The sequence below is a fragment of the Cupriavidus gilardii genome (assembly GCF_017598945.1).
GTDB classification, from domain to species: Bacteria; Pseudomonadota; Gammaproteobacteria; order Burkholderiales; family Burkholderiaceae; genus Cupriavidus; species Cupriavidus gilardii_E.
The window spans coordinates 40328-61611 of the sequence record NZ_JAGFTW010000058.1 but is presented as its reverse complement, the minus strand read 5'-3'; the positions used below and the strand labels follow the sequence as shown (position 1 = coordinate 61611).

The window sequence follows — 21284 nt, the reverse complement described above, 5'->3', positions numbered from 1 at the left end:
AGTTCGCTGTCCTGCGCGGGGACCAAGCAACGGAACGCACCATGCAGACCATCGCCTCCCTTGACGAGCTGCGCGCGTTGGTCGGCGCTCCGGCCGCGGTCAGCGGCTATGTCACGCTGGATCAGGGCACCATCGATACGTTCGCCGAACTGACGCACGACCGGCAGTGGATCCATGTCGACCCGGTTCGCGCGGCCGCCGAATCGCTTTACGGTTGCACCATCGCGCACGGGCTGCTGACGCTGTCGATGGTCACCGCCGCGTTCGGCCAGTGCTACCGCTTCGCCAACCGCAAGCTGTCGCTGAACTACGGCTTCGACCGCATCCGCTTCACCGGCGCGGTGCCGGCCGGCTCGCGTCTGCGCGGCACCTTCGCGCTGCAGCGGGTCGAGGACGTGCGGCCCGGCGAGGTCCGCTGCTTCTGGCAGGTCGAGCTGCAGGTAGAGGGTGCCGAGCGGCCCGCCATGGTCGCGACCTGGCTGATCCAGATGCGCTACTGAGCCGCCAGCCACTGAGACCGGCAGCACGGGGCCGACCATGAACCCATCGAACATCGAACGCATCGGAGCCGACCGCAGTGTCCAGCCTTCTCGATAGCTTCGTCCGTGCCAGCCTGCCGCCCGAGGCGGAGGCCTTCCGCACCGAAGTGAAACGCTTTCTCGCCGCGGAACTGCCGGCCGCGCCGGCCGATCGCCGCGCACGCTCGTGGATGGGCTTCGACGCGGCGTTCAGCCGCCGGCTGGCCGCGCGCGGCTGGGTCGGTATCACGTTGCCGCCCGAATACGGCGGCGCCGGGCTCGATCCGTTCCGCCGCTTCGTGCTGGTGGAGGAATTGCTGGCCGCCGGCGCACCGGTCGCCGCCCACTGGATCGCCGATCGCCAGAGCGGTCCGCTGATCCTGCGCTACGGCACCGAGGCGCAGAAGCGCCGTTATCTGCCGGCCATCTGCCGTGGCGAGACGTTTTTCTGCATCGGCATGAGCGAGCCCAATTCGGGATCGGACCTGGCCAGCGTGCGCAGTCGTGCGACGCGCACCGCCAATGGCTGGTCGCTGAACGGCCAGAAGATCTGGACCACCAATGCGCCGCACTGCCAGTACATGATCGCGCTGGTGCGCACCTCGGGCGTGCCCGAGGACAAGCAGAAGGGGCTGTCGCAGTTCATCGTCGACCTGTCATTGCCCGGCGTCACCGTGCGGCCGATCGAAGATCTGACCGGCGATGCGCATTTTGCCGAGGTCGTGTTCGACAACGTGGTGCTCGACGACGATGCGCTGATCGGCAACGAAGGCAGCGGCTGGGAGCAGGTCAATGCCGAGCTGGCCTTCGAGCGCAGCGGCCCGGAACGGATCTACTCGAGCGTGGTGCTGCTGGACCTGTGGGCCACGCGCCTGCGCCGCGATGGCGCCACGCCGGAGCAACAGGCGCTGTTGGGTCGCTTCTGCTCGCACCTGGCCACGCTGCGGCAGATGTCGATCGCCGTGACGGCGAGGCTCGCTGCCGGTCAGAGTCCAGTGGCGGAGGCTGCATTGGTCAAGGATCTCGGCACGACCCTGGAGCAGCAGATTCCGGCGGCGCTCGAAGCCGCCATCGCAGCCGATCCGGCCAACCTTGTCGATGCCGAGTGGTATCGCACCGTCAGCTATTTGAGCCAGATTTCGCCGACGTTCTCGTTGCGTGGCGGCACGCGCGAAATCCTGCGCGGCATGATCGCGCGCAGCCTGGGCCTGCGCTAGGTTCGAGGAGAACACCATGTTCGTCGAAGCGATCGAAGCGATTCTGCAGGATGCCTGCACGCCTGGCGCGGTGCGGGCGATCGAGGCCGGAGGCAGTCCGCGGGCGTTGTGGGGCGCCATCGCCGACGCCGGATTCCTGGAGCTGCTGGTGCCGGAGGAGGAGGGCGGGGCCGGCCTGACGCTGCCCGAGCTGGCGCCGGTATTGATCGGCATGGGACGGTATCCGCTGCCGGTGCCGCTGGCCCAGTCGGTCGCCGCGCGGGCGTTGCTTTGCCGTGCTGGTTTGCCGGTTCCCGCCGGGATGATCACGCTGGCACAGACCGGACTGCGCGACACCGACGGCAGCGTGGTCTGCCCGGTCACCCCGTACGGCGCGATCGCCGACCACGTGCTGCTGGCACGCGACGGCGACCTGCTGCTGCTTGACGCAGACAAGGCAGACCGGGCGGCGACCGGCGTCCACCGCGATCAGGCCGCGACGCTGCGCTGGCCGGCGAGCGCCATCCCGGTGGCCGTGCCGTCGGCGGGTGCCGACGTTGCGGCATGGGGCGCGGCATTGCATGCGGCGTTGATCGCCGGCGCTGGACGACGCGTGCTCGATCTCACGCTGCAGTTCTGCAATGACCGATCGCAGTTTGGCCGGCCGATCGGCAAGTTCCAGGCCGTGCAGCACCAGCTCAGCGTGATGGCCGAACTGGCGGCCGCCGCCCGCATCGCCGCGCAGATCGCGTTTGCCGGCGATGGCGAGCAGCCGGACCGCATGGCCGCGGCCGTCGCCAAGGCAAGGACCAGCGAGGCCGCCGCCACCATCGCCGCCACCGCGCACGCGCTGCACGGCGCAATCGGCATTACCGAGGAATACGACCTGCAGTTGCTGACGCGGCGGCTCCATCAATGGCGCATGGCCCACGGCTCCGAAGCGTTCTGGGACCCGATGATCGGGGCCGCCTGCCTGGCGTCAGGACAGGCGTCCGTGGTCGACTTCATTCGCTCGGTAACGGACTGCACGGCGCGCTGACACGGGCAGCGCCCGCGTCAGCGCGCCGTCCGCGATTCACGCCGCCTCGAAGACCTTCTCTCGCGTTTGCGGCCGTCCCGCAGCGTCCGGCACGGCCCGATATCCCGCCGCAAACACCAGCCGGCCCGCCGCCCAGGTATGCGTGACCAACGGTTGGCCTGCCACATGGGCCACCGCAATCACGTCCGCGCGCAGTCCCGGCGCCAGCCGGCCGCGATCGTGCAGCAGACAGGCGTCCGCCGGATTGGCGGTGACCAGGGCGGCCGCCTCGTTCAGCGGCAGCTCGGCCAGGCGCGCCGCGGCAAAGGCAGCGGCGATCAGCGTCGAGGGCTGGTAGTCCGAACAGAGGATATGGCCGACGCCCGCCTGGATCGCATCGATCGCGCGCATCGAACCGCTCTGGCTGCGGCCGCGCAGCACGTTCGGGGCGCCGAGGATGGTCGGCAGCGCGCGCTCGGCGGCGGCCTGCGCGGTCTCGAGGTTGATCGGAAACTCGCTCATGCGCACGCCCAAGGCCTGCATCGCCGCGATCCGCTGCGGCGAGTCGTCGTCGTGGCTGGCGGTCGGAACGCCGAGTTCGTGCGCCCTGGAGAGCAGCCGGCCGACGCGTTCGTGTGCCCCTTCGCGCTGTTCGACCTTCTTTGCCGCGGCATCGGCCGCTTCCTCGCGGCTCATGCCGTGATTGCCCATCATGTAGGCGAGGTAGGCGTCGAGGGTCTTGAACTGGCCCTGTCCCGGCGAATGGTCCATCACCGAAAGCAGATCGACGATACCTTCCAGCATCAGCATTTCGAGCACCGGCACGGCGGCGGCATCGGTCACTTCATAGCGGCAGTGGATGCGGTTGTCGACCAGGCTGTGGTCGCGATAGGCCGCCACGGTGCGCACCAGCGCGGCGGCCGTGTCGTTGTTGCGCACGCCGAACTGGTTGTTGGCGAAGGACAGTGCGTGATAGGGCGTGGTGATGCCGGCCGCCGCATTGCGCCGGTCGACCTGTGCGACCGCGAAATCCATCGGGAACAGCACGCTGGCGCGCGGTTCCACTTCCTTTTCGATCGCGTCGCAATGGACGTCGATCAGGCCGGGCATTACCGTGTGGCCCGGCAGCGCCATCACGTTGGCAAGCGCCGGTACCGAGGCGGGGTCGGGTTCGATCGCGGCGATACGGCCATCGTCGATCAGCAGCGCGCTGTCTTGCAGCACGCCATCGGGCAGCACCAGGGTAACGTGCGTCAGATAAGTGGCGGACATGTCCGGCTCCGTGTCGTTTCTGTGTGGATGCGGGCTGAGATGCAGATAAGGTGGTTCGGGTTCCGGTCATGCGGCGACGGCGGCCGGCTGCAGGGGCAGCAGGCGCGTGGCGACCGCATCGCGGACCGCCTCGTCGTGGAAGATGCCGATCAGGCAGCGCCCCTCGGCCAGCGCCTCCCGGATCAGCGCGATCACCACGGCGCGATTGTCGGCGTCGAGCGAGGCGGTTGGCTCGTCCAGCAGCAGGATCGAATGGCCGCCGACCAGCCCGCGCGCGATATTGACGCGCTGCTGCTCGCCGCCGGAAAACGTTGCGGGTGGCAGGTCCCAGAGCCGGCGCGGCAGGTTCAGGCGTTCCAGCAGCGCCGCCGCACGCTCGCGTGCCACCTGGCGGTCGACGCCGCGCTGCTGCAGTGGATCGGCCACGACGTCGAGCGCGCCGACACGCGGAATCGCGCGCAGGAACTGGCTGACATAGCCGATCACGTCGCGGCGCAGCTTCAGCACGCGCTGCTCCGGCGCGCCGGTCAGTTCGACCCAGGGCGCGCCCTCCGCACTGGTATCGCGCAGCCGGATGCTGCCTTCGGTGGCCAGGTAGTTGCCATACAGGCATCGCAGCAAGGTGCTTTTGCCGGTGCCGGAGCGGCCCGACAACACCAGGCACTCGCCCCGCGCGGCGTCGAAATCGACCGCTTGCAGCACCGGCAGGCGGATGCCGCCCTGGTTGTGCAAGGTGAACATCTTGCCGAGGCCGCGGACCTCGATCAACGTCTGTGAGCGCTCTGCTTGCGTCATGGCTCAACCCTGCAGAATGGAAGAGACCAGCAGCTGCGTATACGGATGCTGCGGATCGTCGAGGATCTGATCGGTCAGGCCTTGCTCGACCACGCGTCCGCCCTGCATCACCAGCGTGCGATGGGCCAGCAGCCGTGCCACGGCGAGATCGTGCGTGACCAGAATGGCCGCGAGCCCGAGGTCCGATACCAGCCGGCGCAGCAGATCGAGCAGCCGGGCCTGTACCGAGACGTCCAGCGATGCGGTGGGCTCGTCCATGAAGACCAGGCGCGGATGCGTGACCAGATTGCGGGCGATCTGCAGGCGCTGCTGCATGCCGCCGGAGAACGCGTGCGGCGTGTCGTCCAGCCGCGCGAGGTCGATCTCCATCTTCTCCAGCCAGGCGCCGGCAACCTCGCGCAGCTCGCCGTAATGGCGCTGTCCGACCGCCATCAGCCGCTCGGCGATGTTGGCGCCGGCGCTGACCTGCATCCGCAGGCCGTCGCGGGCGTGCTGATGCACGAAGCCCCAGTCGGTACGAGCCAGCAGGCGCAGCCGCGCGTTCGACAGCGTGGCAAGGTCCGTCAAGCCGGACTCGCGCATGTCGTAGCTGACGGTGCCGCGCTGGGCCGGCGCCTGCATCGACAGCGCCTGCAGCAAGGTGCTCTTGCCCGAACCGGATTCGCCGACGATGCACAGCACTTCGCCGGGATACAGGTCGAAGCTGACGTCATGGCAACCGTGGACGCCGTCCCAGGTGCGGGTCAGTCCGCGCACCGACAGCAAGGGCGTCGCGTTCATTGCGCACCTCCCGCCGCCGCATCCGGGCGGCCGGCAGCCTGTCGTGCCTGGCGATCGGCGCAGTACTCGGTGTCCGAGCAGACGAACAGGCGCGTACCGGCGTCGTCGGTGATGATCTCGTCGAGATAGCTGTCGGTGGCGCCGCACTGCGCGCAGCAGCTCGACCACTTCTCGACCGTGAACGGATGGTCGACGAAGTCCAGGCTCTTGACCGAGGTGTAGGGCGGCACCGCGTAGACGCGTTTCTCGCGGCCGGCGCCGAACAGCATCAGCGCCGGGTTGCGGTCGAGCTTCGGATTGTCGAACTTCGGGATCGGCGAGGGCCGCATCATGTAGCGCTGGTTGACGATGACGGGATAGTCGTACGTGGTGGCGATATGGCCGTGACGCGCGATGTCTTCGTAGAGCTTGACGTGCATGGCGCCGTATTCGGCCAGCGCATGCATCGTTCGGGTCTCCGTTTCGCTGGGCTCCAGCCAGCGCAACGGCTCGGGAATCGGTACCTGGAACACCATCGTCTGGCCTTCGCGCAGCGGTGTTTCGGGGATGCGATGGCGGGTCTGGATGATGCTCGCCTGCGCCGTGCGTTCCGTGGTCCGTACGCCGGTCACCCTGCCGAAGAAGCGGCGGATGTTGATGGCATTGGTGGTGTCGTCCGAGCCCTGGTCGATGACCTTGAGCACGTCCTGACGCCCGATGATGGCCGCGGTCACCTGGATGCCGCCGGTGCCCCACCCATAGGGCAGCGGCATCTCGCGGCTGCCGAATGGGACCTGGTAGCCGGGAATCGCCACCGCCTTGAGCAGGGCGCGCCGCAGCATGCGTTTGGTCGATTCGTCGAGGTAGCCGAAGTTGTAGTGACTGTCGGGCGTGGTGTCTTCCACCGAAGGCGATGCGATGGCGGTCGTCATGCGACGCTCTCCTCGTGCGGTTGGCACTGCTGCGCCGCTTCGTTGTGGCCTGTTGCCGTTGTCGTAGTCGTTGCCGTCGTCGACGCCGTGGTCGACGCCGTAGTCGTCGGCGCACTGGCTACCGGTCCGGCCGCTTGCCGCTTAGCCTGCAGCCGGCGCAGCAGTTCGAGATTGGTCTGGAAGTCCACGTAATGCGGCAGCTTCAGATGCTGGACGAAGCCGGAGGCCTCGACGTTGTCGCTGTGATACAGCATGAATTCGATGTCGTTGGCCGGGTTGTCGGCGGCTTCGCCCAGTTCCGCGGCGCGCATCGCGCGATCGACCAGCGCCATCGACATTGCCTTGCGCTCGTTGTAGCCGAACACCAGCCCATAGCCGCGGGTAAAGCAGGGCGCTTCCTCGGCATTGCCGGCAAAGTCGTTGATCATCTGGCATTCGGTCAGCTCGATCTCGCCGATCGTCACGGCAAAGCCGAGCTCTTCGACGAACAGCTCGACCTCCGCGGTGCCGTAGCGGATCTCGGCTGCGAACGGATGCGAATTGCCGTAGCCGCGCTGCGTCGAATAGCCCATCGACAGCAGAAAGCCTTCGTCGGCCCGCGCCAGATTCTGCAGCCGCGCGGGACGGTTGGCCGGGAAAGTCAGCGGCTCGCGCGTCAGATCCGCCGGGGCCGGATCGCCGGGCGGAATCGGCTCCGCTTCGATCAGGTCGTCGGCTTGCAGCAGGTCGGTCACGCGCGGCATCCGTTGCGCGTCGGCGGTGGCTGGCGGTGCCGCGGCCGGTGCGCCGGCGGGCGGCGGGGCGCCTTCGGCCTCGAGCGAGAAGTCGAGCAGCCGCTGCGTGTAGTCGTAGGTCGGGCCGAGGATCTGCCCGCCCGGCACATCCTTGAACGTCGACGAGATTCGCCGGCGCAGCCGCATCGCGCCGGTGTCGAGCGGCACCGTATAGCCGAAGCGTGCCAGCGTGGTGCGATACGCGCGCAGCAGGAAGACCGCCTCGATCTGGTCTCCTGCGGCCTGCTTCAATGCCAGCGCGGCCAGATGCGGGTCATACAGCGAGCCTTCGGCCATCACGCGCGACACGGCGAGAGGCATCTGTTCGCGGATCTGCGCCAGCGTCAGTTCCGGCACCGACGGATCGCCGCGGCGATACGCGTCGACCAGCCGGTACGAGTTGAGGATGGCGCGTTCTCCGCCCTTGACTGCAACGTACATGTCAGTCCTCCACCAGTGTGGTGCGCGGCAGCGCGCAAATGCGGTCGCCGGCGGTCAGAAGCAGGTCCACGCCGAGCGGGAAGCCGGCATGGTTGGCTTGCCATTGCCGGCGGAAGTCATCCGGCAGGCCGCCGAGCCGCAGATTGCGCGTGGTCTCGATGCCGGGGCCGCGCAGCGTCAGCGTGTCGCCCTGGTTCAGCGAGGCGACCTCGGCGATCAGCGTGGCCGAGCGGTCGGGAAAGGCGGGGTCTCCTTGGGCACAGCGATTCAACGCAGGCCAGACGTGGCCTGCCGGCACGCAGACGAACTGCGCCGCGGCGACATCGTTCACCAGCGGGCAGCCGCAGTGAAAGCGCAGGAACGCGCCGGCGGAGGCCGCCATGTCGGCCGGCAGCCAGACCGGCGTATCGGAATCGGCCAGCGTCAGCAGCAGCGCCGTCATCGCCAGCGACAGGCCGTCCGGCACGCCGCAATCGGCGGCCAGCGTTTCGACGCGGCCGGGATGGGAGATGGCCTGCAGCGTTGCGCGGAAGACCTGCTGCGCGTCGTCGACGGGATTGTCGAAGCCGGGCAGCAGCGCCGCGGTGGATTGGGTAGGTATGACATGCAGGGTCGGCATCTCAGTCTTCTCCGCGGGCCATCGTGAAAAATTCGACGCGGGTCTGCGCGGCGGTGGCCGCCTCGGTCGCGTCGCGTTCGGCGAGGGCGCGCGCCAACGGTTCGAGCACGAGCTGCTGTACGCGCGGGTGCCACTCCGGCCGCTGCAGCAGCGCGTCCAGCACGGCAGCCTGTTCGACATGGCGGCGGCAGCGGCCCATCACATAGGCCACACCGGCGATCGCCGCGGCTTCGGTCTGTGTCGTATCCGGTTCCAGCACCACCGCGCAACGCGTGACGCTGATCTCGCCGAGATTGAATTGCGCACCGGTGCCGCCGGTACGCCCGCGCACCATCGCCATGCCGGACTCGGGCTTGCGCAGCAGCCGGTAGGCCGGCAGCGGTGCCTGCTGGCCCAGCTTGCGGTAAGCACCGTCGAGCGCGTCGGTGTCCGCCAGCGCCAGGATCCGCAGCCATGCGGCCCGGGACGCTTCGGCAGGACTGCCCGTATTGCCGCCGGAATTGCCGCGGGTATTGTCGCGGGTATTGTCGCGGGTATTGTCGCGGGTATGGCCCGTTTCGCCTTTCATCGTCATCCCTATACGTCTATACGTGTAGATGTCATCTGCAACAGCACGGCGCTACTAGACCACGGCAGGATGACTGTTTGATGACGAGCCCGAAGCGTGATCGGACACCTGGCACGAGAGCACGCCGCTCGGGCACAATCGCACGCTACGATGGCCGCTGAATGACAGCGTGCGATGACAGGGCGCGATGACAGGGCGCGATGACGTGTGGAATGACCGCGCTTCAATGACGAGAGGAATCACAACGATGTCGGATCGAGAAGTCGAACGGGGCTCGGGCGTTGCGGTATGGCGCCAGATCGGGGAGGCGCTGGCCGATGACATCCGCAAGAAGCTGTATGGTCCGGGCGAGCAGCTGCCGCCGGAGTCCGAGCTGGCGATGCGTTTTGCCGTCAATCGCCACACCGTGCGGCGCGCCATGAGCGAGCTCGAGCAGAGCGGCCTGGTGCGGATCGAGCAGGGGCGCGGCACCTTCGTGCAGGAGCATGCGATCGACTACGCAATCGCCCGGCGCACCCGCTTCTCGCAGAACCTGGCGGCGCAGGGGATGCGCGGCCATACCGAGGTCGTCACCAGCCAGGTAAGCCGCCTGCCCGAGGTCGCGCGGCATCTCGGGCTCGCCCGCACCGCACCGGTGCTGCATGTACAGATGGTCGGCAAGGCCGAGGGCCGGCCCATCGACGTGGCCGAACACTATTTCGATTACCAGCGTTTCCCGCAGCTCGATGCGCAGGTGCGCGAGCAGCGCTCGATCTCGCGCGCCCTCGCGCAATGCGGGATCGCCGACTACACTCGCAAGTGGTCGCGCATCACGGCGGCGCTGCCGAGCGCGCCGGTGGCGCGGCTGCTGAACCAGCCGAAGACCAGGCCGGTGCTGCAGGTCGAGGCATTGAACGTCGATATCGATGGCGCGCCGGTGCAGTACAGCGTCACGCGCTTCGCCGGCGACTGGGTTCAGCTGACGGTATCGGACGCCGACTGAGCCGCTGCGCAGGCAGGTGCCGTCGTTTGGCTTGTCGACCGGCTCGTCGATTTCGTCGATTGGTCTAGACATCTGCCTGTCACCTTGCCGGGCTAGCCTGCCGATTGGACTTACCGACCTACGACCGATTACGACCATGCCGGCGCATCGATACGCCATCTACCTGGCTCCCAACGAGCCGTTCCGCACCTTCGGCACCCATTGGCTAGGCCGCGATGCCGACAGCGGCGTGCCGGTGTCGCCCCCACCCGAGATGGCAGGGCGTCCGGCCGAATGGGTCGAGGCCCCGGCCCATTACGGCCTGCACGCCACGCTGAAGCCGCCGTTCCGACTGGCCGAAGGCATCGAGCCCGCGATGCTGGACAGCGCGATGCGGGCCTTCGCCCGCGACCGGCATCCATTCGAAGTCCCGCTGACGCTGCGCGCGCTGCGCGGCTTCGTGGCCTGGTGCCTGGCCGATCGGCCCGACGCCGTACGCCGCATGCACGAGCTTGCCGACGCGAGCGTGCGGGAACTCGATCGGTTCCGCGCGCCGTCCACGCCGGACGAGATCGCGCGGCGCAAGCCCGAGCGGCTATCCGCACTGGAGCAGCAGATGCTGCGCGACTGGGGCTACCCGTATGTGCTCGACACCTTCATCTTCCATATCACGCTGACCGGCATGCTCGATCCGGAGCGGCAGTCCGCGGCGCTGACCCAGCTGTCGTCGGCGGCCGGCGCGTTGCTCGACACGCCGCTGCGGGTCGACAGTGTCAGCGTGTTCGTGCAGCCGGAGCCGGGCGCCGACTTCGTGGTCGCGCGCCACTATGGCTTCGATGGCCAAGCGAGCGATGGCGCCGGCGCGGCGTATCTGTCGGCATGAGCGCGCCGCAACGCGTGGACGGCAGCGGCCTGTTCTATCTGATGGGGCCCTCGGGCAGCGGCAAGGATTCGCTGCTGCAGGCGCTGCGTGGGCGCCTGAGCGCCGAGGATCGCCTTGTCGTGGCGCACCGCTATATCACCCGCCCGGCGGATGCCAACGAAGCGTCGGTCGCGCTGACGACCGAGGAATTCCATCGCCGCGTGGCGCTCGGCTGCATGGCGATGCACTGGCAAAGCCATGGTCTGCACTACGGCATCGGCATCGAGATCGAGCAATGGCTCGAGCGGGGCCTGAAGGTCGTCGTCAACGGCTCGCGCGAATACCTGCCGCAAGCGGTGGCACGCTATCCGACGCTGTGCGCGATCCACGTGCGCGTGTCGCCCGAAGCGCTGGCCGCACGGCTGCGCCAGCGTGGCCGCGAGTCGGAAGAGGCGATCGCCCGGCGCCTGGCGCGCGCCGCCGCATCGTTCGACGTGCCGGCCGATTGCCGCGTCGTCGAGATCGACAATAGCGGGGCGCTGCAGTCCGCCGCCGATGCGCTGGCCAACGCGATCGGCATGGCGCCGGCCGCAAAGCCGGCGGGCGCACTGTCTTGACGGCGCAGCGACCTGACGATCAGAGCGCGGTACTGAAGCTCAGGCCGTGCTCGGTAAAACCGAGGCCGCGATAGAAGTCGTGCGCGCGCAGGCGCCGGGCATTCGACGACAGCGCGAGCTTTGCCGCGCCTGCTTCGCGCGCCAGCCGCATCGCTTCCATCATCATCGCCTTGCCGATGCCCTTGCCGCGCGCGGCCGGTGCCACCACCACGGATTCGATGATGGCCTCCGGGCGGCCATCGTGGACCATCACCGGAAACACCAGCAGCGCGAAGGTGCCCAGCGGCACCCAGTCCCCGGCGGCGCCAGCCTCGCCGATGAAGTAGCAGCGATAGTTCGGATAGCGGCGCATCTCCGCATAACGCTCCCGCATGGTCGCCAGCGGCAGCGGCGGCTCGTCATCCATTGTGGCAAGCAGGGTGGCGAGCTGTTGCAGCTCCGTGTCGGAGCCCGTGACTTCACGCAGGATCAGGTCGGTGTCTTGCATAGGGTGGTAGAGGAATAGCGACGGCGTGCGAGACGGGTGCACGCAGTGAAGTCTAACGCGTTCGCCTCAGACCAGCACCTTGCGGATCTGCGCCGACAGCAGGTCGATCACCGTCACGAACGCGATGATCAGGATCATCACGGCGCAGGTCTGCGCATACTGGAAGCTGCGGATGATCTCCCACAGCACGGTGCCGATGCCCCCGGCGCCGACGATGCCGACCACCGAGGCCGAGCGGACATTCGACTCGAAGCGATACAGCGCGAACGACAGCCACAGCGGCAGCACCTGCGGAATCACGCCATAGACGATCTCCTCCAGCCGGCCCGCACCGGTGGCACGTACGCCCTCGACGGGCCGCGGATCGATTGCCTCCACCGCCTCGGCGAACAGCTTGGCCAGCACGCCGGTGGTGTGGATCCAGATCGCCAGCACGCCGGCAAACGGCCCCAGGCCGACCGCGACGATAAACAGCATCGCGAAGACCATCTCGTTGATGGCGCGGGAGGCGTCCATCAGGCGTCGAGCCGGCTGATAGACCCAGGCCGGCACGATATTGGCCGAACACAGCAGGCCGAGCGGCACGGCGACGGCGACCGCCAGCGCGGTACCCCAGACCGCGATCTGCACGGTGACCAGCATCTCGTCGAGATAATGGCGCCAGTCGCGGAAGTCCGGCGGGAAGAAGTCGGCGGCGAACTGCGCCATATTGCCGGAGTCGCGCAGCAGATCCAGCGGACGCATATCGGCGCCCTGCCAGGACAGGGCAAGCATCGCGAGCACGATGGCCCAGACGAGCATCGCGGACAGGGAAGCGCGCGGCGGCCGTCCGTTCGCTTGCGGCGAAGGCAGGCCGGGCTTGGCGGTGGCGGTCATGAGGGCAATCCGGTAGAGGAAGAGGGAACAGAGACGTAGGGCGCTGGCCCGCCGCGCATGGCGGGCCGGGCGGTGAGATCAGAACAGGGCGCGATTACGGCGCGATCATTGCGTGCTGACGGCCTTGTCGAGTTCGGCCAGGCGCCGCGACACGTCCGCCAGACGCTTCTCCTTGTCGGCAGCGGCCAGCGTCCCGTCCGTCTCGATGCGGGCCTTCTCCTTGGCCAGCTCGATCTGGCGGATCGGCACCAGCTGCGCATCGGTGGACGGACGGAAGCCCTGATAGGTGAGCGTGGCCAGCACCTGCTTTTCGCGCGCGGCATCGGCGCCCTTGCCGTAGTTGACGAAGAAGGTCTGGATCTTCTTCTTCATCTCGGCCGGCAGGTCCTTGCGATACACCATCGGGTCGGCCGGAATCAGCGGCGATTTCCACAGCACGCGCACCTGGTCGTAGGGGTTCTTGCCGGTGTTGACGCGATAGCGGTCCAGGTTCTCGGTATTGTTGACTGCGACGTCGACCTGCTTGTTCAGCACCGACAGCAGGTTCGCCTCGTGGTTGCCGATCCGCACGGCCTTGAACAGCGTCTTCGGCTCGACCTTGTTGGCGGCCCACAGGTAGTAGCCGGGAACCAGCGTGCCCGAGGTCGAATTCGGATCGCCGGCGCCGTAGGACAGCTCCTTGCCGCGCCTGATCACGTCTTCGACGGATTTCAGGTCGCTGTCCTTGCTGACGATCAGCAGCGACCAGTAGCCGGGGTTGCCATCCTTGTCGATCACCGACGCGAACACCTCGCCGTTGGCGCGATCGACCGCCTCCATCGCCGACTTGTTGCCGAACCAGGCGATCTGCACCTTGTTGAAGCGCATGCCCTCGATGATGCCGGCGTAGTCGGAGGCGAAGAACGGTTTGATCGGCACGCCCAGCGCCTTGCTCAGGTCGTCGATCAGCGGCTGCCACGCGGTCTTCAGATTGGACGAGGACTCGGTCGAGATGAAGCCGATGCTGAGCGGTTTGGCGTCCTGCGCCAGGGCGGGGGCGGCGGCGATCGCCGAAGCGATCAGGGCGAAGAAGGTTCTGCGAAGCATGGATTGTCTCCGGTGCGAAACGAGGGCAAAGAGGACGCGGAATGCGGGCGAAGCGAAAAGAAGCAGGGCGATCAGGCGGCCGCCAGATCCATCGTGACGGTGGCCGGCACCGGCGAGCCGTCGATCGGCATGGCGATCCGGTCGGGCACCAGGTCGTGCAGCAGCTCGTCGGCCTCGGTCCCGTAGAGATCGCGCAGCATCCGTTGGGTCAGCGCATGCGACGGGCCGTCGTAGACGACCTTGCCCTGCCGCAGCGCCACCACGCGCGGGCAATAGCGCATCGCGATGTCGACCTGATGCAGCGACACCACCACGGCCACCTTGTGCGTGCGATTGATCTGCGTGAGCAGCGACATCACGCGGCGCGAGGACTCGGGATCGAGCGAGGCGATCGGCTCGTCGGCGAGGATCACGCGGGCGTTCTGCACCAGCGTCCGGGCGATCGCCGCGCGTTGCTGCTGGCCGCCCGACAGCGTCGAAGCACGTTGAAAGGCATAGTCGTCTATACCAACTTGTGCAAGCGCATCGAGCCCGGCGCGCAGCTCATCGGCCTTGAAAAAGCGAAGCAGGCCGCGCCATTTCGGGATGCGGCTCAGCATGCCGATCATCACGTTGGTGATCACCGGCAGCCGTCCGACCAGATTGAATTGCTGGAAGACGAAGCCGATTTCGGCGCGGGCCTTGCGCACGTCGGCCGCCAGCCGGCCATTGCGCTGCACGGCGCGGCCATGCACCAGGATCTCGCCACTGTCGGCGGCGACAAAGCCGGCCACATGGCGCAGCAGCGTGGACTTGCCCGAACCCGATGCCCCTAGCAGGGCCACCATTTCGCCGGGCGCCACTTGCAGCGTGACGTCGTCCAACGCCTTGCGATCGGCACGGAACGACTTGCTCAGGCCGCGGACTTCAATTGCGTGGGTCATGTCGGCTCCCTTGCTGGAATGACGAGCGCATTCTGGAGGGAGGTGATGACAGAGCGATGACGGTGCCGAAGGGCTTTGCCGATGGAACGCGTCGTGCCGCGTCGGCGGCGCTCAGCGCCGGAACAGCCAGATCAGCAGGGAAACGATCAGCGAAATCACGATGCAGGTCGTGATCGGGAAATGGAAACTGAACCCTTCCCGGACGATATGGATGTCGCCGGGCAGGCGGCCCAAAGGTAGACGGGAGAGCCACGGCCACGCGAGTCCCGCCGCGAACAGGGCCAGGCCGGCGATGACGAGAAAGCGCTGCATGGTGAAGACGCTGGCGTGCACGGACAGTCGGATCCGGTAAGCGTAGAAGAAGCGCAGCCACGCCGCAAGCCTTGCCCGAGGCCGGCGGAGAGGACGGGGCAGCGCTGCATCGGCAACGAAGATTCGTAGTTGTGCCCATGTGTCAAGGAACTGACATTTGGGCTACCAACAATGCATGCCGTCTTGCCGCATCGGCTCCACGAGAGCCGTGTCCCGTCGCCGCCACCAGAGCCGCGCCGGCAGGACGCCGATCACGCTGTGCCCTTCCCCCACCACGGAACTTCAGCCATGCCCTTTCCCATTGCTTCCCCAACGCGGCGCCGCCCGACGCTGCCGCTCGCGGCCGGTGCCATCCTGGCCGCACTGCTGCTCGCCGGCTGCGGCGGCGGCGACGATGGCGCGACCCTGTCGCCCTCGGCCGCGCCCGACACCACCAACCCGAGCGGCAAGCTGCCCGGCAAGCCAGGCAACTGCTCGAGCCGCTGCGCGCCCTGACTCTCCTCCGTCCCCAACGAAAAAGAATCCGCCATGACATTCAATCCGTCGAAGCGACAATTCCTGAAGGCATCGCTGGGCACCGGCGCCGCGGCCGCCGTGCTGGCGAGCTTCCCGCCCAGCATCCGCCGCGCGCTCGCGATCGAGGCCCACAACGCGACCGGCACCATCAAGGACGTCAAGCACGTCGTGATGGTGATGCTCGAGAACCGTTCGTTCGACAGCTATTTCGGCACGTTCAAGGGCGTGCGCGGCTACGGCGATCGCTTCCCGATCCCGCTGCGCAACGGCCGCACCGCGCTGTACCAGACCGATGCCAACGGCAACATCATCACGCCATACCACCTCGACGAGACCGCCGGCAACGCCCAGCGCGCGGGCGGCACGCCGCACAACTGGGGCGACTCGCAGGCGGCCTGGGACCATGGCCGCATGGACCGCTGGCCGGTGGCCAAGCAGCCGCTGTCGATGGGCTACTACGACGACGAGGAGGTGACCTTCCAGCGCGCGCTGGCCGACGCCTTCACGCTGTGCGACGCGTACCACTGCGGCATTCATACCGGCACCATCGCCAACCGCCTGTTCTACTGGACCGGCACCAATGGCCCGACCGGCGACAACGTCGCGGTGACGGTCAACGAGTTCAACGGCGGCGCCGACGTGGGGCCGTCGACCGAAGGGTGGACCTGGGAGACCTATGCGGACCGCCTGCAGGCTGCCGGCGTCAGCTGGAAGGTCTACCAGAACATCCCGGACAACTTCGGCTGCAACCAGATGATGAGTTTCCGTCATTGGCGCGCCGAGATGGAGAAGATGCCGGCCGGACGGCAGGTGTCGAACACCAACGCCCCGGGCTTCAATCCGCCGTACGATCCGGCCATCGACGATCGCTACAGCCCCTATGCCAAAGGCTTCTGCAACACCATGGCCGACGGCGGTTTTCTGCAGGCGCTGCGCGACGATGTGCAGAACGGCCGCTTGCCCGAAGTGTCGTGGATCATCCCGCCCGCCGAATTCAGCGAGCACCCGGGGCCGTCGAGCCCGGCCAAGGGCGGCTGGTACGTGCAGGCGATTCTCGATGCGCTGACCTCGGACCCGGAGGTCTGGAGCAAGACCGCGCTGATCATCAATTACGACGAGAACGACGGCTTCTTCGACCATCTGCCGCCGCCGACCGCGCCGTCGCGCAATCCCGACGGCACGGTGGCCGGCAAATCGACGCTGTCGGATGCGCAGATGGCCTTCGAATACCACGACTATCAGCCGGCCACGCCGAAGCAGCCGGCCCGCGACGGCCGGCCCTACGGCCCCGGGCCGCGGGTGCCGATGTGGATCGTCTCGCCATGGAGCCGCGGCGGCTGGGTCAATTCGGAGGTGTTCGACCATACCTCGGTGATCCGCTTCCTCGAGGCGCGCTTCGGCGTGATGGAGCCGCAGATCAGCCCGTACCGTCGCGCCGTTTGCGGCGATCTGACCAGCGCGTTCAATTTCGCGACGCCGAACGCGGATCCGCTGCCCGCGCTGGCGGGCCGTACCACGCGCGCCGAGGCCACCAGCCTGACGGCCGCGCAGCAGGCGATGCCGAAGATTCCGGTGCCGGTCACGCCCGAGTTGCCGGTGCAGGACGCCGGCGTGCGTCCGTCCCGTGCGCTGCCCTACGAGCTGCACACCAGCGCCCGTGTCGACGCCCGCAACAACACGCTGCAGCTGCTGTTCGCCAACGCCAGTGCCCGCAGCGTCGGCGCAGTGTTCCACGTCTACGATCGCCTGCATCTGGACCGCATTCCGCGGCGCATCGTCGTCGAGGCCGGCAAGATGCTGGACGACGTCTGGGATCTGAGCGGCGACGGCGGCAAGTACGACCTGTGGGTGCTCGGCCCGAACGGCTATCACCGCAGCTTTGTCGGCGACGCGGCGGAGCAGGGCGATGCGATGCCCGAAATCCAGGTCTGCTACAACCCGTGCGAGCGGCCCACCGTGCAGGTCAAGCTGCATAACAACGGCCGCCGGCCGATCCGCTTCACGGCGGAGGCGCTGGCCTATCGCAACGATGGCCCGTGGACGAAGATGGTTGCTCCCGGCAAGGTCGTCGAGTTCGAATGGGCCATCGGCGAATCCGGCTGCTGGTACGACTTCGTCGTGACCTGCGACGCCAGCCCGGCATTCCGCCGCCGCTTTGCGGGACGGATGGAAACCGGCCAGGACCTGGTCAGCGATCCGGCAATGGGACAGGTCTGACGCCGATCTGACGGTCGTTTGGCACAGCGCAGCGCATCCCGGTTCCGGGGTGCGCTTCAGCCTGTCCGCATGAAGGTGCCCAGCCCCTCGTGGTCGTAGTACTCCAGCGTCAGCCGATCGCTGCCGAACCACACGCGCGAGATCGTGCCGGGCGTCGCGTTCTCGTTGCGCAGACGGAACGTGTAGACGTCGCCGTCCCAGTGCGACAACGGCAGCACCAGCGGAGCGGGGCCGATCGTCAGCACCAGTGCGCCGGCGGACTCGCGTACCGTGATGGGGCCGTAGTAGTCGTTGGCATAGTCGCCGGCATAGACCGACAGTGCGCGCGGCGGCAGCGGCGAGGCCGGCGGCGTAGCGTCCACCAGAGCGCCCTCCGGTGCCAGCACCGGCGCCAGCGCCTCCTCGATGATGGTGGCCCAGTCGCGCTGGATCGCACCGAAGTCCACCAGATCGAAGAACTGATTGTTGATCGTCTCCGGCACGCCGATCGGATAGCCGTTGGTCAGCGTGACGATCGCCAGGCCGAGCGACGGCACCGCGAGGAAGGCCGTCGCGGCGCCCAGCGCGAACGCACCGGAGTGGTTGTACATCGGGCGGCCCGCGGGGTTCGTGCCGACATTGAAGCCATAGCCGTAGAAACCGGCCGGACGCCCATTGGCCGGCGGCGTGGACTGGTTGTGCGGCGCGATCGCTTCCTTCAGCGCGCCGGCATCGACGATGCGCCTGCCCTCGAACATGCCTTCGCCGAGCATCATGATGAGCCAGCGCGCGACGTCGTTGACCGACGCGCTGACGCCACCAGCGGGCGATTGCGCATCGGGATCGCGCACCGGTCCTCGCACCCAGACTCCGTTCTCCCGCACGTGGCCGACCGCGCGGTTGTCGCGGCCCATATAGTCGGCATGGCGCGAACTGGTGCGCGCCATGCCGAGCGGACGATAGAGCGTCTGCTCCGACAGCGTGGCCCAATCCATTGCCGCCGCGGCAACCACCGCTTCCGCGGCCGCGGTGATGCCAAAGTTGGTGTACTGATAGGAGCCGCGAAACGGATGCAGCGGCAGGAATCGCAATCGCTCCAATACCTGGCGGCGGTCATGGCCCATGTCCTCGAGCCGGTCGCCGGCATGGTCGGGCAGGCCGGAACGGTGCGAGTACAGGTCCGCCAGGGTCAGTACCGGATTCACTTCCGGATCGGACAAGGCAAACCATGGCAATTGCGACTGCACTGTCGTGTCCCACTTGATGCGGCCCGTCCCGACCTGATGCGCGACCACCATGGCGCCGAGCGATTTCGACATCGAGGCGAGCTGGAACACAGTATCGGCGTCGACCGCCGCGGCCTCGCCCACGGCGCGTTTGCCGAATCCTTTGGCGTAAACGACTTGATTGCCGCGGACCACCGCGGTGGCCACGCCCGGCACGCCGGTGCGGGACATCTGATCGGCGACCAGCGTGTCGAGCCGGGCAATCGCTTTCGTGATTTGCGCCTCCGGCACCGGCGGGGAGGGTGGACCTTTCGAGGGCGGCGGGTCGTCGTCGTCGCCACCGCAGGCGGCAAGGGCGGTCCCCAGCGTTGCGACGAGAAACGAGCGGCGCGAGTGCAATGTCGTCATGACGGGTCCCCTTCGTCTTGTTCTGGCAGACCGATGCGCTGCGACGCCGCGTTCCACTCTTGCTGGACAGTAGAAGCTGCGGCCGCGAAAGTCGAGGGCAGAAGCGGGGATGACAACTGGCACGAGGTCAGATGTGCCGGACCAGATGCCGCACACTGAACGTCGTGTCGTGTCCCGGCGCATCCGTCGGGTTCGCGCGAATCCTGCTTGCCTTCAGCATTGCGAAAGCGGAATCCCGAGCCCCATCGGAAACGCCATCACCATCGCCATCGCCATCGCAAACCGGAGTCGGGGTCGCGGAATAGGGCATGGACCGGCGATACGCTAGGCCAAGCCGGTGCCCCGCGCGATCAGCCACGCTCCTGCTCCGATGCCGAGCGCGCCGATCAACCGGGCGACCCGCTCGCCCGCCGGTGCCAGGCGTTCGGCGCTGATTGCCACAGTGGCCACCGCCATGGCCCCAAGGTCCATCACGCCGATCGCCGCCAGACTGGCGGTCACGCCTGCACAGCACTGGATGCAGTGCAGGCCCAGGCGAAGGCCATGCCGCCAGGCGCTGCCCGCATCGGCTGACGACGTGCGAGCGGCAGAATGGCGGCAGCCCGCCAGCAGACGTGCCTTCCACGCCGTGAATTGCAGCGCGCCCGCGGCCAATACCACGGTGCCGGCCATCGTCGGCATGACGCGCGCCAGTGCGGGCCATTGCATGGCGAACGCCGCCAGCGTGGCGCCCACGGCGAACGCCGCCAGCCCGAGCAGCGCCCACACGAGGAAGTAGGCCGTCGCCACCAGCACCGTCAGGCTCGACGCGGCGGGCGTTCCATCGGCCGCCACGCGATAGCGCCACAGCGCAGGCGCGATGGACGGCAGCATCATCGCCACCATCATCACGACCCACATGCCGACGAAGGACGCCACGGCGCCGGCCCAGGTCTGCCCGCACATCGGTGCCCACGCCATCGACAGCGACCAGCCGCCGGCCATCGGCGTCGCCGCCATCGACGACATCGACCCATGCAGCATCACGGTCGCCACGGCGCTGGCGGCGAAGAGCAGGGCACAGACGCCGAAGAACCGACGTGCGTCTGGCATCGTGCGCGCCGGTTCGGCCCCCGCGCAGCACGAGTCGACCTCAACGCTGGCCGTACTCGTCATGGCGGCGCCACCAGACACCGGTCTCGTTGCGGCCCTTCGGCGCACGGTCGAGCCATTGGTACATGCCCCACAGCCCGTCCAGCCCACGCGAATACGCCGAGTACGTGTGGTAGACGACGCCATCCTCCTTCACGAAGGCACTCAGTCCCGGCCGATCGCGATGGAAGGTGGCCGTATCGGTGCCGCACATCGCAGCGACCTGGTTCTCGGCGGGCTCGCCGCCGCCTTCCATGTTGCGGCGCCATCCCCGCACCGCCGGCTCGCGGCGGTAGTTGTATTCGATCTCGCCGTCGCGCTGCTGCGCGGTCGTGAAGGCGACGTTGAAGTCGGCATTGAAGTCGCTGTCGTGCGACGACGCCCACGGGAAGGTCCATCCCATGCGCTGCTTGTACGCCAGCAGCTTGGCCAGCGGGGCGCGCGACACGGCCGTCAGCATGACATCGTGATTGGCCAGGTGCACGGCAAATCCATTGAAGCCGTCGGCGATCGACGAGCAGGAAGGGCAGCCGGCCTTGTAGTCCGGGCCGAACATGAAGTGGTAGACCAGCAGTTGCGAGCGGCCCTGAAACAGATCGGCCAGCGTCGCGCTGCCCTGTTCGGTGTCGAAGCGATAGGTCTTGTCGATGCGCAGCCAGGGCAGCGCCTGGCGTTGCCGCGCGAGTTCGTCGCTGCGCCGCGTCAAGGCCTTCTCGGCCTCGAGCAGTTCGAGCCGGGCGGCCAGCCACTCCTCTCGGGTGGCGGTGGGGTGGGTGGTCATCGTGCTTCCTC

At 67.8% G+C, this 21284-nt stretch carries 23 protein-coding genes; 8 read left to right on the top strand and 15 right to left on the bottom strand.

The genetic code is table 11. The annotated features are described in order from the left end of the window. The first annotated feature begins 41 nt into the window (after window positions 1-41). From J5T34_RS21185 to J5T34_RS21175, 3 genes are all read left to right on the top strand, one after another. A complete protein-coding gene (locus tag J5T34_RS21185; protein ID WP_208582867.1) occupies window positions 42-500 on the top strand; it encodes a MaoC family dehydratase in 459 nt (152 codons plus the stop codon). Between the two features lie 77 nt (window positions 501-577). Continuing rightward, complete coding sequence (locus J5T34_RS21180) at window positions 578-1735, top strand: acyl-CoA dehydrogenase family protein (protein WP_208582865.1); 1158 nt, start codon at window positions 578-580, stop codon at window positions 1733-1735. Between the two features lie 16 nt (window positions 1736-1751). Then, the gene (locus J5T34_RS21175; protein ID WP_208582855.1) at window positions 1752-2753 is read left to right on the top strand and encodes an acyl-CoA dehydrogenase; all 1002 of its coding nucleotides are present in this window, start codon (window positions 1752-1754) and stop codon (window positions 2751-2753) included. A gap of 36 nt (window positions 2754-2789) precedes the next feature. Here J5T34_RS21175 and J5T34_RS21170 read toward each other — a convergent pair whose 3' ends face one another. From J5T34_RS21170 to phnG, 7 genes are all read right to left on the bottom strand, one after another. Next, complete coding sequence (locus J5T34_RS21170) at window positions 2790-4004, bottom strand: alpha-D-ribose 1-methylphosphonate 5-triphosphate diphosphatase (protein WP_208582846.1); 1215 nt, start codon at window positions 4002-4004, stop codon at window positions 2790-2792. A 66-nt stretch (window positions 4005-4070) separates the two neighbouring features. Continuing rightward, window positions 4071-4799, bottom strand: a complete 729-nt coding sequence (gene phnL / locus J5T34_RS21165; RefSeq protein ID WP_208582844.1) for a phosphonate C-P lyase system protein PhnL — start codon at window positions 4797-4799, stop codon at window positions 4071-4073. A 3-nt stretch (window positions 4800-4802) separates the two neighbouring features. Further along, complete coding sequence (phnK, locus tag J5T34_RS21160) at window positions 4803-5579, bottom strand: phosphonate C-P lyase system protein PhnK (protein WP_208582842.1); 777 nt, start codon at window positions 5577-5579, stop codon at window positions 4803-4805. Next, window positions 5576-6490 (bottom strand): alpha-D-ribose 1-methylphosphonate 5-phosphate C-P-lyase PhnJ, encoded by a 915-nt coding sequence (locus J5T34_RS21155; RefSeq protein ID WP_208582840.1) that lies wholly within the window; start codon window positions 6488-6490, stop codon window positions 5576-5578. The genes phnK and J5T34_RS21155 overlap by 4 nt, the downstream gene beginning before the upstream one ends. Then, window positions 6487-7704 carry a carbon-phosphorus lyase complex subunit PhnI gene (locus J5T34_RS21150; protein ID WP_208582838.1) on the bottom strand — a complete coding sequence of 406 codons (1218 nt, stop codon included), beginning with the start codon at window positions 7702-7704 and terminating at the stop codon, window positions 6487-6489. Before J5T34_RS21150 ends, J5T34_RS21155 begins: the two co-directional genes overlap by 4 nt. Window position 7705: 1 nt before the next feature. Continuing rightward, window positions 7706-8323, bottom strand: coding sequence for a phosphonate C-P lyase system protein PhnH (gene phnH / locus J5T34_RS21145; protein ID WP_208582836.1), 618 nt, complete (start codon window positions 8321-8323; stop codon window positions 7706-7708). Window position 8324: 1 nt separating this feature from the next. Further along, the gene (phnG, locus tag J5T34_RS21140) at window positions 8325-8897 is read right to left on the bottom strand and encodes a phosphonate C-P lyase system protein PhnG (protein WP_432207695.1); all 573 of its coding nucleotides are present in this window, start codon (window positions 8895-8897) and stop codon (window positions 8325-8327) included. Window positions 8898-9138: 241 nt separating this feature from the next. Between phnG and phnF the strand changes: the two genes are divergently transcribed. The 3 genes from phnF (at window position 9139) to phnN (ending at window position 11331) form a co-directional block, all read left to right on the top strand. Further along, entirely contained in the window at window positions 9139-9873 is a 735-nt protein-coding gene (gene phnF / locus J5T34_RS21135; RefSeq protein ID WP_208582832.1) for a phosphonate metabolism transcriptional regulator PhnF, read from the top strand. A 136-nt stretch (window positions 9874-10009) separates the two neighbouring features. After that, on the top strand, window positions 10010-10735 hold the full coding sequence (locus J5T34_RS21130) for a DUF1045 domain-containing protein (protein ID WP_208582830.1): 726 nt from the start codon (window positions 10010-10012) through the stop codon (window positions 10733-10735). Next, window positions 10732-11331: a phosphonate metabolism protein/1,5-bisphosphokinase (PRPP-forming) PhnN gene (gene phnN, locus J5T34_RS21125; protein ID WP_208582828.1), complete on the top strand. Its 600-nt coding sequence runs from the start codon at window positions 10732-10734 to the stop codon at window positions 11329-11331. The genes J5T34_RS21130 and phnN overlap by 4 nt, the downstream gene beginning before the upstream one ends. A 19-nt stretch (window positions 11332-11350) precedes the next feature. On the opposite strand, the gene J5T34_RS21120 is transcribed toward phnN, so the two are convergent. The 5 genes from J5T34_RS21120 to J5T34_RS21100 all read right to left on the bottom strand — a co-directional run bounded on the left by J5T34_RS21120 (window position 11351) and on the right by J5T34_RS21100 (window position 15036). Then, window positions 11351-11818, bottom strand: coding sequence for a GNAT family N-acetyltransferase (locus tag J5T34_RS21120; protein ID WP_208582826.1), 468 nt, complete (start codon window positions 11816-11818; stop codon window positions 11351-11353). A 66-nt stretch (window positions 11819-11884) separates the two neighbouring features. Next, window positions 11885-12694: a phosphonate ABC transporter, permease protein PhnE gene (gene phnE, locus J5T34_RS21115; protein ID WP_208582824.1), complete on the bottom strand. Its 810-nt coding sequence runs from the start codon at window positions 12692-12694 to the stop codon at window positions 11885-11887. Between the two features lie 105 nt (window positions 12695-12799). After that, on the bottom strand, window positions 12800-13780 hold the full coding sequence (gene phnD, locus J5T34_RS21110) for a phosphonate ABC transporter substrate-binding protein (RefSeq protein ID WP_208582823.1): 981 nt from the start codon (window positions 13778-13780) through the stop codon (window positions 12800-12802). Between the two features lie 71 nt (window positions 13781-13851). Continuing rightward, window positions 13852-14703: a phosphonate ABC transporter ATP-binding protein gene (gene phnC, locus J5T34_RS21105; protein ID WP_208582813.1), complete on the bottom strand. Its 852-nt coding sequence runs from the start codon at window positions 14701-14703 to the stop codon at window positions 13852-13854. A 111-nt stretch (window positions 14704-14814) separates the two neighbouring features. Next, entirely contained in the window at window positions 14815-15036 is a 222-nt protein-coding gene (locus J5T34_RS21100) for a DUF2905 domain-containing protein (protein WP_432207694.1), read from the bottom strand. Window positions 15037-15303: 267 nt separating this feature from the next. Between J5T34_RS21100 and J5T34_RS21095 the strand changes: the two genes are divergently transcribed. Both J5T34_RS21095 and J5T34_RS21090 read left to right on the top strand, forming a co-directional pair. Further along, entirely contained in the window at window positions 15304-15510 is a 207-nt protein-coding gene (locus J5T34_RS21095; protein WP_208582811.1) for a hypothetical protein, read from the top strand. A 33-nt stretch (window positions 15511-15543) separates the two neighbouring features. Continuing rightward, a complete protein-coding gene (locus tag J5T34_RS21090) occupies window positions 15544-17748 on the top strand; it encodes a phosphocholine-specific phospholipase C (protein WP_208582809.1) in 2205 nt (734 codons plus the stop codon). 56 nt (window positions 17749-17804) lie between these two features. Here J5T34_RS21090 and J5T34_RS21085 read toward each other — a convergent pair whose 3' ends face one another. The 3 genes from J5T34_RS21085 to J5T34_RS21075 form a co-directional block, all read right to left on the bottom strand. Further along, window positions 17805-19361 carry a serine hydrolase gene (locus J5T34_RS21085; RefSeq protein WP_208582799.1) on the bottom strand — a complete coding sequence of 519 codons (1557 nt, stop codon included), beginning with the start codon at window positions 19359-19361 and terminating at the stop codon, window positions 17805-17807. A 324-nt stretch (window positions 19362-19685) separates the two neighbouring features. Further along, the gene (locus J5T34_RS21080) at window positions 19686-20453 is read right to left on the bottom strand and encodes a DUF2182 domain-containing protein (protein ID WP_244259122.1); all 768 of its coding nucleotides are present in this window, start codon (window positions 20451-20453) and stop codon (window positions 19686-19688) included. Between the two features lie 40 nt (window positions 20454-20493). Then, window positions 20494-21273 (bottom strand): DUF899 domain-containing protein, encoded by a 780-nt coding sequence (locus J5T34_RS21075; RefSeq protein ID WP_208582795.1) that lies wholly within the window; start codon window positions 21271-21273, stop codon window positions 20494-20496. Window positions 21274-21284: the final 11 nt, after the last annotated feature.

Coding starts and splice junctions, on each gene's coding strand:
- J5T34_RS21130 (WP_208582830.1), top strand. CDS start 10,010: ATGCCGGCGCATCGATACGCCATCTACCTGGCTCCCAACGAGCCGTTC.
- J5T34_RS21075 (WP_208582795.1), bottom strand. CDS start 21,273: ATGACCACCCACCCCACCGCCACCCGAGAGGAGTGGCTGGCCGCCCGG.
- J5T34_RS21185 (WP_208582867.1), top strand. CDS start 42: ATGCAGACCATCGCCTCCCTTGACGAGCTGCGCGCGTTGGTCGGCGCT.
- phnN (WP_208582828.1), top strand. CDS start 10,732: ATGAGCGCGCCGCAACGCGTGGACGGCAGCGGCCTGTTCTATCTGATG.
- phnE (WP_208582824.1), bottom strand. CDS start 12,694: ATGACCGCCACCGCCAAGCCCGGCCTGCCTTCGCCGCAAGCGAACGGA.
- J5T34_RS21170 (WP_208582846.1), bottom strand. CDS start 4,004: ATGTCCGCCACTTATCTGACGCACGTTACCCTGGTGCTGCCCGATGGC.
- phnH (WP_208582836.1), bottom strand. CDS start 8,323: ATGCCGACCCTGCATGTCATACCTACCCAATCCACCGCGGCGCTGCTG.
- phnG (WP_432207695.1), bottom strand. CDS start 8,897: ATGACGATGAAAGGCGAAACGGGCCATACCCGCGACAATACCCGCGAC.
- phnF (WP_208582832.1), top strand. CDS start 9,139: ATGTCGGATCGAGAAGTCGAACGGGGCTCGGGCGTTGCGGTATGGCGC.
- phnL (WP_208582844.1), bottom strand. CDS start 4,799: ATGACGCAAGCAGAGCGCTCACAGACGTTGATCGAGGTCCGCGGCCTC.
- phnC (WP_208582813.1), bottom strand. CDS start 14,703: ATGACCCACGCAATTGAAGTCCGCGGCCTGAGCAAGTCGTTCCGTGCC.
- J5T34_RS21150 (WP_208582838.1), bottom strand. CDS start 7,704: ATGTACGTTGCAGTCAAGGGCGGAGAACGCGCCATCCTCAACTCGTAC.
- J5T34_RS21090 (WP_208582809.1), top strand. CDS start 15,544: ATGACATTCAATCCGTCGAAGCGACAATTCCTGAAGGCATCGCTGGGC.
- J5T34_RS21080 (WP_244259122.1), bottom strand. CDS start 20,453: ATGCCAGACGCACGTCGGTTCTTCGGCGTCTGTGCCCTGCTCTTCGCC.
- J5T34_RS21095 (WP_208582811.1), top strand. CDS start 15,304: ATGCCCTTTCCCATTGCTTCCCCAACGCGGCGCCGCCCGACGCTGCCG.
- J5T34_RS21085 (WP_208582799.1), bottom strand. CDS start 19,361: ATGACGACATTGCACTCGCGCCGCTCGTTTCTCGTCGCAACGCTGGGG.
- J5T34_RS21155 (WP_208582840.1), bottom strand. CDS start 6,490: ATGACGACCGCCATCGCATCGCCTTCGGTGGAAGACACCACGCCCGAC.
- J5T34_RS21120 (WP_208582826.1), bottom strand. CDS start 11,818: ATGCAAGACACCGACCTGATCCTGCGTGAAGTCACGGGCTCCGACACG.
- phnK (WP_208582842.1), bottom strand. CDS start 5,579: ATGAACGCGACGCCCTTGCTGTCGGTGCGCGGACTGACCCGCACCTGG.
- phnD (WP_208582823.1), bottom strand. CDS start 13,780: ATGCTTCGCAGAACCTTCTTCGCCCTGATCGCTTCGGCGATCGCCGCC.
- J5T34_RS21175 (WP_208582855.1), top strand. CDS start 1,752: ATGTTCGTCGAAGCGATCGAAGCGATTCTGCAGGATGCCTGCACGCCT.